The 14,581-nt window shown below is 64.1% G+C and carries 13 protein-coding genes; 6 read left to right on the top strand and 7 right to left on the bottom strand.

The features are described from left to right. The first annotated feature begins 453 nt into the window (after positions 1–453). The 3 genes from DEHOM01_RS06255 (at position 454) to pabB (ending at position 3,832) form a co-directional block, all read left to right on the top strand. Positions 454–732: a hypothetical protein gene (locus tag DEHOM01_RS06255; RefSeq protein WP_061211999.1), complete on the top strand. Its 279-nt coding sequence runs from the start codon at positions 454–456 to the stop codon at positions 730–732. A gap of 113 nt (positions 733–845) precedes the next feature. After that, positions 846–1,685 carry an aminotransferase class IV gene (locus DEHOM01_RS06260; protein ID WP_061212000.1) on the top strand — a complete coding sequence of 280 codons (840 nt, stop codon included), beginning with the start codon at positions 846–848 and terminating at the stop codon, positions 1,683–1,685. After that, a complete protein-coding gene (gene pabB / locus DEHOM01_RS06265; protein ID WP_061212001.1) occupies positions 1,682–3,832 on the top strand; it encodes an aminodeoxychorismate synthase component I in 2,151 nt (716 codons plus the stop codon). Before DEHOM01_RS06260 ends, pabB begins: the two co-directional genes overlap by 4 nt. Before the next feature lie 629 nt (positions 3,833–4,461). On the opposite strand, the gene DEHOM01_RS06270 is transcribed toward pabB, so the two are convergent. After that, complete coding sequence (locus tag DEHOM01_RS06270) at positions 4,462–5,706, bottom strand: dicarboxylate/amino acid:cation symporter (protein WP_061212002.1); 1,245 nt, start codon at positions 5,704–5,706, stop codon at positions 4,462–4,464. A 98-nt stretch (positions 5,707–5,804) separates the two neighbouring features. Beyond that, on the bottom strand, positions 5,805–6,503 hold the full coding sequence (locus tag DEHOM01_RS06275) for an IMPACT family protein (RefSeq protein ID WP_061212003.1): 699 nt from the start codon (positions 6,501–6,503) through the stop codon (positions 5,805–5,807). 58 nt (positions 6,504–6,561) lie between these two features. On the opposite strand from DEHOM01_RS06275, the gene DEHOM01_RS06280 reads away from it, so the two are divergent. Next, positions 6,562–8,025: a mycothione reductase gene (locus DEHOM01_RS06280; protein WP_061212070.1), complete on the top strand. Its 1,464-nt coding sequence runs from the start codon at positions 6,562–6,564 to the stop codon at positions 8,023–8,025. A gap of 35 nt (positions 8,026–8,060) precedes the next feature. Here DEHOM01_RS06280 and DEHOM01_RS06285 read toward each other — a convergent pair whose 3' ends face one another. Further along, a complete protein-coding gene (locus tag DEHOM01_RS06285) occupies positions 8,061–10,025 on the bottom strand; it encodes an LCP family protein (RefSeq protein WP_082738760.1) in 1,965 nt (654 codons plus the stop codon). A gap of 104 nt (positions 10,026–10,129) precedes the next feature. Between DEHOM01_RS06285 and galE the strand changes: the two genes are divergently transcribed. Next, a complete protein-coding gene (gene galE, locus DEHOM01_RS06290) occupies positions 10,130–11,095 on the top strand; it encodes a UDP-glucose 4-epimerase GalE (RefSeq protein ID WP_061212005.1) in 966 nt (321 codons plus the stop codon). A gap of 254 nt (positions 11,096–11,349) precedes the next feature. Here the strand turns inward: galE and DEHOM01_RS06295 are convergent, their stop codons facing one another. Next, a complete protein-coding gene (locus tag DEHOM01_RS06295; RefSeq protein WP_061212006.1) occupies positions 11,350–11,655 on the bottom strand; it encodes a PTS sugar transporter subunit IIB in 306 nt (101 codons plus the stop codon). Then, a complete protein-coding gene (locus DEHOM01_RS06300; protein WP_016663106.1) occupies positions 11,655–12,137 on the bottom strand; it encodes a CarD family transcriptional regulator in 483 nt (160 codons plus the stop codon). The genes DEHOM01_RS06295 and DEHOM01_RS06300 overlap by 1 nt, the downstream gene beginning before the upstream one ends. Positions 12,138–12,368: 231 nt before the next feature. Here DEHOM01_RS06300 and DEHOM01_RS06305 point away from each other — a divergent pair, with 231 nt between their 5' ends. Beyond that, entirely contained in the window at positions 12,369–12,842 is a 474-nt protein-coding gene (locus DEHOM01_RS06305) for a hypothetical protein (RefSeq protein ID WP_061212007.1), read from the top strand. Between the two features lie 196 nt (positions 12,843–13,038). On the opposite strand, the gene DEHOM01_RS06310 is transcribed toward DEHOM01_RS06305, so the two are convergent. Continuing rightward, positions 13,039–13,416, bottom strand: coding sequence for a DUF4235 domain-containing protein (locus tag DEHOM01_RS06310; protein ID WP_061212008.1), 378 nt, complete (start codon positions 13,414–13,416; stop codon positions 13,039–13,041). A gap of 477 nt (positions 13,417–13,893) precedes the next feature. Further along, positions 13,894–14,571, bottom strand: a complete 678-nt coding sequence (gene phoU, locus DEHOM01_RS06315) for a phosphate signaling complex protein PhoU (protein ID WP_061212009.1) — start codon at positions 14,569–14,571, stop codon at positions 13,894–13,896. Positions 14,572–14,581 lie beyond the last annotated feature (10 nt).

Below are 14,581 nucleotides of genomic sequence, written 5' to 3' on the forward strand. Positions count from 1 at the left end.
TCCCGGCGCTGCCGCCGCTTGGGTTGGCTGGTTTCTTCATAAAGTGCGACCGGCTGGGTCTGCAGCTGCCTCCCCCCGCCGCCAGCGCCCCGCCGGAGGGGGGAGCACCGAATCGTGCGAGAGTACGGAGCAGTTCAAGCTCGGCGTGACTGTTCCGCGTATTCCTCGAGCGCCTCGGGTACATCGCTGGCGTGACGGGCGACGTGAGGTCACGCTGCGGGGAATCTCCCATCTTTCGGGTAGGCGCTCAACCGGAGGCACAGCCAGGGATCTGCTCATCATGCCCCCCCCTTACGGTCACTTTCTTCGAAAAGTGATCGTAAGACCAGCCGCCGTCGTCACTTTCTGTGGACGCGGTGAGGGTCGGAACATTCGCGAAAGGGGTTGCACCCCGCGAAATATTTTTTTATTGTTACCTAGACCACACCCGCTGACGACTGAGAGGGAACCTCAATGATTAATTACGACCACCTCCGCGACAACGACGACTTCATGCGCGTGCTCTCGGCCATCCGGGAGCACTGCCTCGCTGGGGAGGACGAGATCGCCGAAAGAGAAGGCATGGATTACGGAGTTGTTCGCGAGCATTACCACCTGGCCCAGGCGATCGTTGCCGAAGAAATCGATCACGGCATCGTCCACGACCCGTACGGCGCGAGTGTCGCCCAGGGGTTCATGGCCTGGCTGCGCGCCGAGTACCCCCAGGGAGCATGGGGTCAGAAGGAGGAGTAGCGTGCGCCGTCGTGGCACACGCGCGCACGGGTGTACCTTTATCACTGCAGCCAGCAACAACGCCGCTGGCATCCCCTTGCCCGCCCGTGTGACCCACGTAAAGGAGCCCCGCCGTGCCACTCGTTGATTCCTTCCTCGTGAGGGACGGTCACGCGGTAGCCCCGCGCGGACACCGGGATCGCATGCGTGCGGCGGCGGGCGAGCTGTGGGGTACCGAGGTGGACCCGAGTGCGATCGACGACGCCGTCGCGGCGCTCTACGAACAAGCCGCGCACACACTCGGGGGAGCTCCTGGCCTGTTCTTCCCCAAACTCACCCTCGAGCAACGTCGCGGCGAGCTCCGATCCGAAGTCAACGCGCGACCAATCGCGGAGTCTCGACTCGAAACTACCGCGCACCTGATCGCCTACCCCGGAAGGGATGAGCGCACCCGCCCGCGCCTCAAAGGCCCCGATTTCGCCTGGCAGGAGCGGGTGCGCGCGTGGGCGCTCGAGCGCGGGGCGAGCGACCCACTCCTGCGCGCACGCTCAGCGAGGGTGAGTAGCGCCGGCAAGTCCGACGGCACCTCGCATTTTCTCGCCCCTCAGATCCACTACAGCGAAACTGCCTACGGGAGCGTTGCCCTGTGGTCGAACGGTGTGCTCGTCACGAGCAGCGACTCCGACCGCCTGCCGAGCATTACCGAGAGCGTGATCGTGACGATCGCGCGCGAGCGCGGCCACGAAACCCTCGCGGCGCCCCTCACCAAACAGCGCCTCCTCGAGGCCGACGCCGTATGGCTGCTCAGTTCCCTGCACGGTGTGCGCGAAGCAACCGTCGGACTCACGGACCTGCCCGCCCCGCACATTGCCGACACATACGCCCCTCCCCGCGGCCCCTTCGCGCCCGCCGCGCGGGATTTCCAGGACGCGCTGTGGGAGCGTGCCGAGCCTATCCGGGAGCTTTCTGCATGAGCGTTCTTATCGTTGACAACCACGACTCGTTCACGTTCAACATCGCGCACCTCGTTGCCGAAGCCTCGGGCGAGATGCCGCAGGTGGTGCTCGCGAGCGGGCCACGCCCGAGCCTCGACGGCGTGAGCCACGTGATCATCGGCCCGGGCCCTGGAACCCCGCACAATCCGGGCGACCTCGGCTGCTCGCTTGACGTGTACCGCGAGGCGTGTGCGCGCGGCATTCCTGTGCTCGGTATTTGCCTGGGCCTGCAACTCATGGCCGTCGCTCACGGTGGGCGCGTGGGCCGTGCGCCCACCCCCATGCACGGCCTCGAGGATGCGCTGCGCTTCAGGGGCGTTGCCGCAAGCGACCCGGTGTTCGCGCACCTACCACGCGAGCTGCGCATCGTACGCTACCACTCGCTCGCGATCGACGATTGCCCGCCTGAACTGGAAGTTCTTGGTACTACCGCCGACGGCGTCATCCAAGCAGCGCGCCTGCGCGGGCGCAACGCGTGGGGCGTGCAATTCCACCCCGAATCCATTCGCACCGAAGGCGGCCTCGACCTCATGCGCGCGTTTCTCTCCGTCGGCGGCGAGGCCGACGGTTGCGAAAGCCTCTCGGTCGCGCAGTGCGAAGGCGACGCGTCAAGTCGACCCGGCTCGACGCCCGCGACCCAGTCTGGTCCGATGCCCGCGACCCACACGGTGCTGCTTGGCGATCCGATTCCGCTTAGCGACGACTTCGCCGACGCCGAAACGCTCTACCGCGCCCTCATCGCCCCACTGCCGCGGGCCGTGTGGCTCGACTCAGCAAGCGAGGATCACCGCTCGCACTTCTCGATCATGGGCGCGTGCGACGGCCCCGGCGCGCACGTCTTCGAGTATCGAGTCCCCGACGAGAAACGCGTCGAGGGCGTCACCGCGAAGGACGGTTTCTTCGATGAACTTCGAGGCAAACTAAGCCAAGTGCGGCTCGATGAAGGTGGACGGCGTGCGTCGCAAGCCCTCGGCGGTTTCGCCCTGGGATACGTGGGCTACCTCGGCTACGGCCTCGGTGCCGAAACGCTCGGGCTCGAGCGGGAGAAATCGCACAATGGGGAGCAGGATGCGCACCTCGTTTTTCTCACGCGAGCCTTTGTGATCGACCACGACGAGCACGTCGTGAGGGCGGTCGCGCTCGCGGACCTCGATGGGGTAAACGAGGAAATCCCCGCGGACAATGCCACCGCGCAGCGCGCATGGATTGACGGCGCCACCGCACAGATCGAGGTCACGCTGAGCAAGGCGCGAGAAACACTTCCCGGCCATAGCGGCGATGGAGTGGAAGGTGCCGTCGGAACATTATCGACTCCCACTTACCGGCACGCGAGCGCCCACTACGCCGCTCTCATCGCGCGCTGCCAGGAACTCATTAACGAAGGCGAAAGCTACGAACTGTGCCTCACGAACGAGGCTCGCGTTGCGGGGAAGTTCGACCCGATCGAGGTGTACTCGCGGCTGCGCCGCATCGCGCGCGTGCCGTACGGGGCGCTGTTGCAGTGTGGAAAGTGGAGCGTCGCAAGCGCGTCGCCCGAGAGGTTTCTCGAGGTGAGCGCCGCAGGTGAGGTTGAATCGCGCCCGATCAAGGGAACGGCACCGCGCTCCGCAGATCCGGAGGAGGATATGAGGCTGCGCGCCGAGCTCGCCGCAAGCCGCAAAGACCGAGCCGAAAACCTCATGATCGTCGACCTCGTGCGGCACGACCTCTCGCGCGTGTGTGAGGCTGGCAGCGTGAAGGTTCCGCATATCTACCAGGTGGAATCCTTCCCCACGGTGCACCAGATGATCTCCACCATTACCGGCAGGCTTGCGCCTGGCCGCACCGCCCTCGACGCCATCGAGGCGGCCTTTCCCGGCGGCTCGATGACAGGCGCGCCGAAACTGCGCACCGTCCAACTCTTGCGAGAACTCGAGCAGGGAACGCGCGGCGTTTACTCTGGCGCGATCGGGTGGATTTCGCCAGGTGGCGCCGCGTCCCTGAGCATCGTGATCCGCACGGCGGTGCTCGATGAGGCCGGCGCCCGATTCGGGGTGGGCGGCGCGATTACGCGGCTCAGCAATGCCGACGCCGAGATCGAGGAAACATTCACGAAGGCCCGCACGGTGCGGGCTGCCCTCGGCTGAGCGCTGCGACCTAGGAGACGGGTTTCGGGCGCCGGCTGAGGTGTTGCGGGTGGGGGCTGCGCCGCGGTCCAAGGTTCTTCCGTCGCGATCTAAGGCTGTGCCGGTGTCTCGCGTCGCGATCTGAAGCTTTTCCGTCGCGACTAAAGCTTTTCCTTCTCGACCTGATGCTTTTCCGTCGCGGATGATGAAGAAAGTGCGGGGTTGCTGGCTTGGGGCGGGCTGGGGTGGCTGGTTTTTTTCATCGAGAGTGACGGCAATGGGGGCTGCGGGAAGACGGGGCGGGCAGCGGAATTTAGGGGAGAGGGGCTGCGGGAAGAGGGGTACGGGGATCGGGGTAGGCGTCGCGGTCTAAGGCTGTGCCGTCGCAGATGATGAAGAAAGTGCGGGGTTGCTGCCTTGGGTGGGGGTGTGGAGGCCAGTTTCTTTATGGAGAGTGACGGGAGTGAGGGCGAGCTGCGGGAAGAGGGGCGTGGGCGGGGGAGCGAGGGAGATAGTGGAATGAGGGAAATAGATGGGTCCGCGACGAAGGAAAGGCGCGGCCGAAGCCACGCCTTTCCAATTGGTAACTGCAGCGGTGCTGTGCGGTGCAGCGGTGCTGCTCAGTTCAGCGGTGATGCAGTGTGCGGCGCTTAGGCCGCAGTCGACCCCTCAGCGGTAGCCGGCGCAGCAGCGTTATTGGCGGTGGCGACTTCCTCGTCGTCATCGTCGCTGACTTTGCCGCCCGAGAGGCGATCCACGATCGCGGCGATCGCGCCGTCACCCGTGATGTTCGTGGCCGTGCCGAACGAGTCAAGCGCGACGTAGAGGGCGACCATGAGGCCCACCTGCGCCTCGCTGAACCCGAGCTGTTCCGCAAGAAGCGCAGAGGCTGTGACGATCGCGCCGCCGGGAACGCCGGGCGCGGCGATCATCGACACGCCAAGCATTGCCACGAAGCCGAGCAGGCTCGCAAAGCTGTAGTCGCCGTGGGTGGTCCACAGGATTGCGAAGGCAAACAGGGTGATCTTCACTGTCGAGCCGGAGAGGTGGATCGTCGCGCACAGCGGAATCACGAAGTTTGCCACGGGCTTGGAGACGCCGGCATCTTCCGCGCAGCGTGTCGTCACGGGAATCGTCGCGGCGCTCGAACTGGTGCCAAGAGCCGTGGCGTATGCCGGAAGCATCTTGCCGAGCATCACGAATGGGTTCCTGTGCTTGGCGACACCAGCCGCCGTGAACTGCAACACGAGCATGATCGCCGTGAGCACGAACGCGAGAACCACGATCGGCAGCATCTTCATGATGATGTCGAACACTTCTTTCTTCGCCGTCATGTTTTCGAAGATCGCGAAAATGTAGAGCGGCAGAAGTGGCACGATGATCTTCGAAATCGTGGTGTTCACGATCTTGCGCAGCTCGAGGAAACCCTCGTGAATGGTGGTGGCATGCACAGCCACGATGCCAAGACCGATCACGAAGCTCGTGATGAGCGCCGTCATCACGCCAAAGATGGGGTCCATGGCGACTTCGAAATACGGCTCGAAGCTCGTTTCGGGCTCTGCCACCCCGCCGAGCTGGGTGCCGCTTCCGAGCAGCGTCGGGAACGTGAGGTAGCCGGCGGCGATCGTGTAGATACCGGCGACGAGCGTCGAGGCGTACGCGAGCGCGGCGGTCACGCCGAGCCACTTGCCAGCGCCTTTACCGAATTCGGAAATGGCGGGCGTAATCAGGCCGATGATGATGAGCGGAATGATGAAGCTCAGGAAGTTGCCGAAAAGCTTCGAAAACGTTGCCGCCCCCCGCGACAGCCAGTCCGGCGCAACGAGCCCCACGAGAATGCCAAGCACAATCGCGATGACGATCTTCGTCAGCAGTGAATTCAGGATCTTTTTCATCAAGACTCCATTGTCAGCGTTAGGCTCGCGGTTCCGCGGCCTCCAAGCACTATAGGCCCCTGCGGGACTTTTCGCACACTCGCGGTGTTTCGCAGGGGTTAAAATCCGGCAGGCACATCGGCGTAGGTGTATCCGACGGTTGCCGCGCTCACGGCGCCGCTCGACAATTCCGCCGCAGCCCGCTCCAGGTCAGAAGCAGCGTCCACGTGGTGGATGAAGCGCAGGGTGAGCCCGTGCGCGGTGTAGTCGGCTCCGTCGATGCTCACGCCTTCGGCGCTGTCTGCCCACGCGCGGATCGATGCCTCGAATGTCCCCGCGAGGTCGTAGCCGACGCTCAGGTCCGTGACTTGGCGAACGACGCGCTCGCACACGAGCTTCTTTGCGCTCGCGGCATCGAGTGCGTCGGTCACGGCGCTGCCGTAGGCGCGGACGAGGCCGCCCGCTCCGAGCTTGATCCCGCCGAAATAGCGCGTGACAACGGCGAGGATGTTCGTCATGTGCCGCCCTCTAAGTGCCTGCGCCATGGGCATCCCGGCCGTGGAGCTTGGCTCGCCGTCGTCGTTGGAGCGCTGTAGGTGTACCGGTGTGCCGAGCGTGAGTGCCGTGCAGTGGTGACGCGCGTTCGGGTGCAGCGCGCGGCGTTCGCGGATCAGGTGGTCGGCTTCCTCGACGGTTTCGACGGGCGCGAGGTAGGCGAGGAATCGGGATTTCGTGATCACGAGTTCATTCTCGATAGGGGCCGTGAGCAGCAGCATTCGCTCGCTGGCTTCGGGCATGGTGTCGAGAATTTCGCGCATGGTGGCCATTGTTTCACGGTCTCGAAGCTCGCGGCGGGCGGCCCGTATCCTTGAGACCATGAGCGCCCCAGAACATTTCGATATCGCCCTCATCGGCTCCGGTTCAGGCAACTCCTTCCCGGGCCCCGAATTCGCCGACAAATCCATCGTCTATATTGACCGCGGCGTGGGCCCCGGCCACATTTTCGGCGGGACCTGCCTCAACGTCGGGTGCATTCCCACAAAGATGTTCGTGCACACGGCCACCGTCGCCGAAAACGCGAAAGAGGAGCACGCGAAGAAGTTCGGGGTCGACTCGAGGCTGGGCGGCGTCGGATTCCCGGCGGTGCGCGAGCGGATTTTCAACCGAATTGACCCGATCTCCCACGGGGGTGAGGAGTACCGCGGCTCCCACCCGGACAACGCTAACCTCACGCTCATTCGCGGTACGGCGCGGTTTACGGGCCCTAAACGTCTCGCGGTCGAGACCGACGGTGGCACGCGCGAGATTACCGCCGACACTGTCCTTCTTGCCGCCGGCTCGCGTCCCGCGATTCCCGGTATTCCCGGGCTCAAAGAGGCGAAACCGCTCACGAGTGACACCATCATGCGCCTCGAGGAGCTTCCCGAGTCCATCGCGATCCTCGGCTCGGGTGTGATCGCCCTCGAGTTCGCGCACATTCTCGACGCTTTCGGCGTGGACGTACACCTCATCGCCCGGTCCGGAACCCTCCTTCGCGCCTTCGATGAGGACATCGCGCGCCGCATCACCGAGGTCGCTTCCGCGCGCTATCACGTGCATCTCAATGCCTCGACCACCCGGGTGCGGCGCACAGCAAGCGGGGTCGAGATTGATCTGAAACCGTCGGACCCCTCCGCCGACGAGGCGGCCCGAACCCTCACCGTCGCCGACATTCTCGTGGCGACCGGCCGCACGCCCAATAGTGACCTCCTGGACGCCGCAGCCGGGGGCATCGGCGTCGATGATGGCGGCCGTGTCATGGTCGATGCCTACCAGCGAGCCCTCGACCCAAGCGGCCAGGTGCTCGACGGGGTCTACTCGATCGGCGACCTCAGTTCGCCGGCGCAACTCAAGCACGTCGCGAACTACGAGCTGAAGGTTGCGCGCCACAACTTCCTCCACCCGCACGATTTGCGCCGAAGCGACGACATGCCGATCCCCGCCGCCGTCTTTACCGACCCGCATATTGCGCAGGTGGGCATGACCGAGCGCGAGGCGCGCGAGTGGGCAGAAACGACCGGGCGGGAGATCCGGGTGGCACGCCAGGAATTTGCCGACGTCGCCTACGGGTGGGCGATGGAGCTCGAGGCACCGGGCGACTTCGTAAAAATCATCGCCGAGGCTGAGACCGGGCGGATCCTCGGCGCCCACATCATCGGCCCCGAGGCTGCGACGCTCATTCAAGTGCTCATCCAGGCGATGAGCTTCGACCTGAACGCGCGCGACATCGCGACCAAGCAGTACTGGATTCACCCCGCCATGCCCGAAGTTATCGAAAACGCCCTGCTGCAGCTCGCCTAAGAGAGCCGCAGCAGGGCGCTATTTGCGGGTAGGGGTTAGCCCATCGGGTCTTCGTTGCCCGGCATGCACGGTGCAAGCGGATCCTGGTTAACAGTCGGGTTCTTGGTCTCGCCCGAGTCTGTCGAGTCATCGTCGCTTGAGTCGCCATCGGTGGTCGGCTCAAGCGGAAGCACGATCCGGATCCGCTGCGGCGCCGAATTGCGAGCACCCGCACCCACGCCCGTGCCGGAGCCCGCCTTGCCGCCCGGCTTCCCGCTCACGGGAACCTCGCCGTAGCCGACCATCGAATCGGCGATTGAGGCCTGCACCCACTTCTTGATGTACGGGTAGTCAGGGTTGCCCGAATGCGTCACGGTCGGGTTGATCGGATACGACTTGAAGCCACCCTTCTGGATGCGCTGTGCAAGGTCCGCAAACGCCTCGACCTGGCTGCGCGGGATGTCCGTCTCAATATTGCGCTCGGTCGCACCGATCAGCTTCGGGATATTGAGCGCGAGCGAGGACACGTTCGCTTCCTCCGCCACGGTGCGCACGATGCGCTGCTGGCGGCAGTTGCGGTCGAAGTCGTTCGAGCCGTGGCGCGAGCGGGCGTACCACAGGGCGTGGAAGCCATCGAGGTGCTGCCAGCCCTTCTTGACGTAACCCTCGACCTTCGACGCGCCGCCGCCGATTGGGATGTCGCGCTCCACTTCGATATCGACGCCGCCGATCGCATCGACGAGGTCGGCGAAGCCCTGGAGGTTCACCATCGCGTAGTAGTCGACCTTGAGGCCAAGCGTTTCCTCGACGGCCATCGTGGTCGCGGTTAGGCCAGGGTTGTCGTCGCCCGGGAACAGATCGGGGCGCACGCCCTCGGCCCACGACCAGACCGCGTTGATGAGGTTCTGGTCCTTGCCGAAATACGTGAAGCCGTCCGGGAACTCTTCCGCAGGAGCCGAACCCTTCGGGAAGCGCACGTACTGAAGGTTGCGAGGGATCGAGAAGAGCGCCGTGCGGCCCGTCTTCGTGTCGATCGAGGCGACCATGATCGTGTCGGGGCGCGTGCCCGTGCGATCAGGGCCGGCATCCTGGCCGAGCAGCATGATGTTCACGCGCTCGCGGTTCGCCCACGGATCCTTGCCTGGCGCGAGCTTGTGCGCTTCCGAACCCGCAAAAACCTTTGAGTTACCAAGCAGCGCCTGGGTGGCATAGAGGCTATGGGCGGTGTACACACCCGGAATCGCCACGACGAGTGCAAGCATGTAGGCGAGGGACCGCGACGCAGTGCGGGCGGGCCCGCGCAGCTTCTCGCGCACGTTGTGTAGCTGGTTCGTGAAGAAAATCGTCGAGACCCACGCGAGAGTGCCCACAATCACGGCAATGAGTGCGGCGATCACAACGGGACGGCGCGTGCCGTAGCGGAACACGAGAGTCGCGGGATCACCAAACGCGAGGAGCGCGGCGCCGGCCCCCACGATGAGCACGGCGAGCACCATGAGTGCGATGCCGAGCTTGCGCCACATGGTGGGAATGAGACCGAATCCGGGGAGCACGCTGCCGCTTGTCGTCCACACCGACGCTCGCGCGAGCGAGCCTTCCTCAAGACTCGTTCGACGGCCAATGCCGATACTCGTGGGTGCGCCCGTGGGAATCGAATCGTCATCGTCGCGCGCAGCAGCGCCCTCGTGGCCGCGTGGGCGCACGTTCGGAAGCGGCTCGGTGCGCATCACGCCCTCGGGAAGCGGAGTCACGGCCGCGCCCTCGGCGAGGCGGGCAACAGTCCCAGGCTTCTCCGTTTCGGTGGCGGTTCCGACGGCTGCCTCAGCCCTCGTGCTGCCGGGCTTCGGGAATTGAGAAGCTTGCCTGCGGGAGAGGTCGAAACCATGCTCCCGCTGCGCCGCCTCATGGCGTTCCCGGGCGTTTTCTTGTGCGATCGAATCGGCCTTGGTGGGCCTCACATATCGATGTCGACCCGCGCTGCGCTTGGGCAGCGTGGGTTCGGACGATTCTGGCACGGTCATGCCCGTCAGTTTACGGCGCGAAATTTCTATTTCGTGGTTGCGGCGTGTGATTTGCGTGGAGATTCCGGGGAGGTTCCAGAAGCAGGGGCGTTTAGACTGAGGCTATGACAACTTTGGTTATTGGTGGTGCAGGTTACATTGGCGCACACGTTGTGCAGCTTCTTCTCGAGCGCGGCGAGTCCGTCGCCGTTGTCGATGATCTCTCGACTGGCTTTCGCAACCGCATCGGCGATGCTCCGCTCATTGAGCAGGACGTCACCGCCGACGGCGCCGTTGAAGTTCTCGAGCGCGAGATGCGCGAGCGCGGCGTGAAGGCCGTGATCCATTTCGCTGCCCACAAGCAGGTGGGCGAATCCGTCGAAAAGCCCGAAATGTACTGGCACGACAACATCGGCGGCCTCGCCAACGTCCTCGATGCGGCGGCGCGTGCAGGCGTTCGCGACTTTGTCTTTAGCTCCTCCGCGGCCGTGTACGGTACGCCCGATGTTGACCTCGTCGATGAGGAACTCGAGTGCCGCCCCATCAACCCGTACGGCGCGACCAAGTACGTGGGCGAATGGATGCTTGCCGACGCCGAGCGCGCCCACGGCATGCGCACCGTCGCCCTGCGCTACTTCAACGTGGCCGGCGCCGGTTCCCCAGAACTCGCCGACACCCTCGTTATGAACCTCGTGCCGATCGTGCTCGACACCCTCGAACGTGGGAAGAGCCCGAAGGTTTTCGGTAACGACTACGACACCCCCGACGGCACCTGCATCCGCGACTACGTCCACGTCGAGGACCTCGCCGACGCACACGTCGCCGCCCTCGGCTACCTCGAAAACGACGAGCGCGAGCACCGCGTGTTCAACGTGGGCACCGGAAAGGGCTCGAGCGTTCTCGAAGTGATCGAGGCGATCGGCCGCGCTAAGGGCATCGAAATCACGCCCGAGATTGCGCCGCGCCGCGCGGGCGACCCGGCCCGACTCGTGTGCTCGACCGAGCGCATCGAGAAGGCGCTTGGCTGGAAGAGCTCGAAGGACCTCGACGACATCGTGCGTTCGGCGGTCGAGGCGACGACCTGCCACTGAACCGGCTGATTGCTGATTGCTGATTGTTGAGGGCGGCGGCCCGCCATTGTGCGGCCGCCGCCCTCAGTGTTATTCGAACGTGACACGATGGCGGCGGGGCAGCCGTCGGACCGCGAAGCCTTTGCCAAGGCGCGCCCCTGAACCAGTGCACCGTCACACCCATCGAAACCGCCCGGCATAGCAGAGCAACTCGGGGGCCAAGAAACGAGCAGAGAGCCAAAATTCACGCGGCGACCGGCCCGCGCGGCACAGAGCTAGGCCTGCGAATCCTCGCGGCGCGGAGTGAAGCCGAGCAATTGGTCGAGCGCCTCGAATGTCACTCTCGAATCTGTGCCGAGCAGAAGCGGCATCCCGCTCAACTGGGGGATCCCAATTGACGTGGGAATCGTGACCGTCGTGACAATCGCATCGGCGGAAAACTGCGGCGACAGTAAATCCATCACGGTTGCCTGCGTAACGTCCACATCAACCTTGCGAACGTCGTAATGCGCCTCGATGCGCTTGCGGATCACCGAGGAGGTCGCCACCCCGGCGCCGCACACAACCGCGACATGTTTCATCAGGACGCGAGAACCTCGTCGAGAATTTCCTCGGCGCGCTCAGGCGAGCAATCCTCTGCAAGCGCGAGCTCGGAGGTGAGAATCTGGCGGGCCTTCGAGAGCATCCGCTTCTCACCCGCGCTCAAACCGCGGTCCTGATCGCGGCGCCACAGGTCACGAACGACCTCGGCAACCTTCTTGATGTCACCCGAGGCAAGCTTCTCCACATTCGCCTTGTAACGGCGCGACCAGTTCGTGGGCTCCTCAACATAAGGCTGGCGAAGCACCTCGAAAACCTCTTCGAGGCCCTTTTGGTCGACGACATCGCGCACGCCCACCATGTCAACATTCTCCGCGGGCACCTCAATGGTGAGATCGCCCTGCGCAACCTTGAGCTTCAGGTACTTCTTGACCTTGCCCTTGATGGTGCGCTCGTTGACTTCTTCGATGAGCGCCGCACCGTGGTGCGGGTAGACGACTGTTTCGCCGACATTAAAATTCATGAGTTCAGGTCCCTTTCGTCCAGCAGCCATTCTAACATCCACGTGTGTGCTATATTTCGCCGCCACATAATTGGGCGGTGGCGCCCGAGTGTGGGGTAGTCTGTGAGGGTGCTGCTAGCGCGGCGGTTTCCCCTCCGGGTGGGCTCTTAGTCCCGGCCGGGAAGTCCCGCTTCGCGACGCAAACCATTACGTCATCGACAACTACGTGACCTCAAAATCGCAGGAGTCAGAGTGAAACTTCGTCCCCTCTCCCGCGCTGCCGCGCTCATGGGCATCGCCGCCTTCAGCCTCAGCGGTTGTGCCTATTTCAACCCGACGCAAACCCACCACTTCTACCAGCCGGCAGAGGGCGCCCTCCTCAACTTCACGCCCGAAGGTGCCTCGAAGCCCGTCGGCGTCCGCAATCTCCTCGCTGTCAAAGGGGCGAACGGCGTACAGGTCACCGGCGCGATCGTGAATCAATCGACCGAGGATTTCACCGTCAGCCTCGCCTTCGTCGAGGGCGCGAACGGTGGCGCGAGCATCAACGTGCCCGCCGGAGAAACCATCAAGATTGGTGGCGAGGGTGTCGACCCCATCCAGGTCACGACCTCGAAGAAGCCGGGTGACAACCTTTTCGTCGATATCACCGTTGGCAACGAGACGCAGCGCCTCACCGTGCAGCTGCTCGACGAATCCCTCGAATACCTCGCGCCCGAAGAATAATCGGCACTGAACTCATGTGGCGGCCCTGCATCGCGGGGCCGCTCCTTTTTTACTCGGGCGCGCACCGGCCCTGTGCTTTTAGCTCCGGTGAGCGCTGGAAGCAGTGACGAATCGGAAGCGCAAGGAAATAGCGAGAGAGTCAAGACGGCAAAAGCCCGGCCCCATGAGGCCGGGCTTCCACATGAGTAGTGGCTATTCAGCCGCGGTTCGCGCGTGGGCGACGCGCGACGAGACGCTCGGCCCCCGACTGCGCGCCCTTCTTCGCCATCTGCTGCAGGCCCGAAATGACAACGCCGGACAGGATCGTGAAGAGGGCGACCTTCCAAGCGTCAACGTCCTCGTACTCGCTCGTCATGGCCTTGATCTCGGCCTTCGACGCGCCATCCTTCTTTGCCTGCTTCTGGCGAGCCTTGAGGTCCTTCTTCGCCTGTTTCTCGAACTTCGAGTCAGGAACTTCCTCGTCGAAAGCGCGATGCCAGCCGGCCTTGAGCGCCTTCTTCGCGAGGATCGACGTGCCAATCCCGGCAACCGTCACAATAGCGCCGACCAGGGGATTGCTGGGCTTCGAAGGCATGAGAACTCCTGTCGCTGTTGATGCGGGTACCGCCACAGGTTACCGGGAGAATCTGGAACGAGTTAGGGTTCCGACGGTTGCCTAGCCCTCGTTGATTCTTGCTTTGCTCGCTGAGCAACGCCAGCGCCGGAGTCGCAGCAGGTGATACGTCGACTGATTTCTGCCTGGTGCTCCTTCTCGTTATCTCTCCTGCACCGTCGGTCATCGGAACCGTCGACTATCGGAACTATGGCGACACTTGTGTCTCCCGCAGCTTCCTAAGTGGTGATTTTTAGCCACCTCACGTGCGATATCGAGGGGGTAGACGCCGTTTTTCACCACTTTGAAAGAGGCGAGGGGGAAGGCGGGCGGGGGAGAGGGAGAGGACGGCGCGAGGCGGCAGCAAAAGCGGGGCCCCGGCCAGAAGCCGGAACCCCGCTTTTTACTGAAAAACTGAGCGCCCAGGAGTGCGGCGCCGCTAAGGAATCGCTTTGCGGATCAGAACTCGTCGACGTCCGTGTGCGGGTTGTGCGAGTCGAGCGCATCGCCCGTCACGAGGAACACCACGCGGCGCGCAATCGAGACGGCGTGGTCGCCAAGGCGCTCGTAGAAGCGGGCGAGCAGCGCAAGGTCAACGGACTCCTTGACGGAGTAGGAAGCACCCTCGGCGGAGAGCGCGGCGTAAACCTCCTCCATGGCGCGATCCACGTTGTTGTCGCGTTCTTCGATGACGGCGGCGAGGGCGATGTCGTAGCTCTCGAGGACCTTACCGGCATCGTGGACGGCGTTGAGGCTGAGATCGGCGAGCGTCTCGATGATCGGCTTGAGGTCTGCGGGGATGACCTCGTTCGGGTGGCGGCGGCGCAGCACAAGCGCGATGTGAGCGGCGAGATCGCCCATGCGCTCAAGCGACGCGCTCATGCGGAGCGTAGCAACGACTGTGCGCAGGTCCGTAGCGACGGGGGACTGGGTCGCGAGGACGTCAACGGCCTTCTCGTCGAGCTCCGCCTGGAGATCGTCGATCTCCTGGTCGCGGACGATGACCTTCTCGGCAAGCGCGAGGTCGCCGGTGAGCAGCGCCTTCGAGGCGTCCTCGAGTGCGGTGGCGACGAGGGAGTTCATCTCCATCAGGCCATCGCGCAGGACCTGAAGTTCATTCTGGAATGCTGCACGCATCGGATCGTCC

It is taken from the genome of Dermabacter hominis NBRC 106157, from assembly GCF_001570785.1.
GTDB classification, from domain to species: Bacteria; Actinomycetota; Actinomycetes; order Actinomycetales; family Dermabacteraceae; genus Dermabacter; species Dermabacter hominis.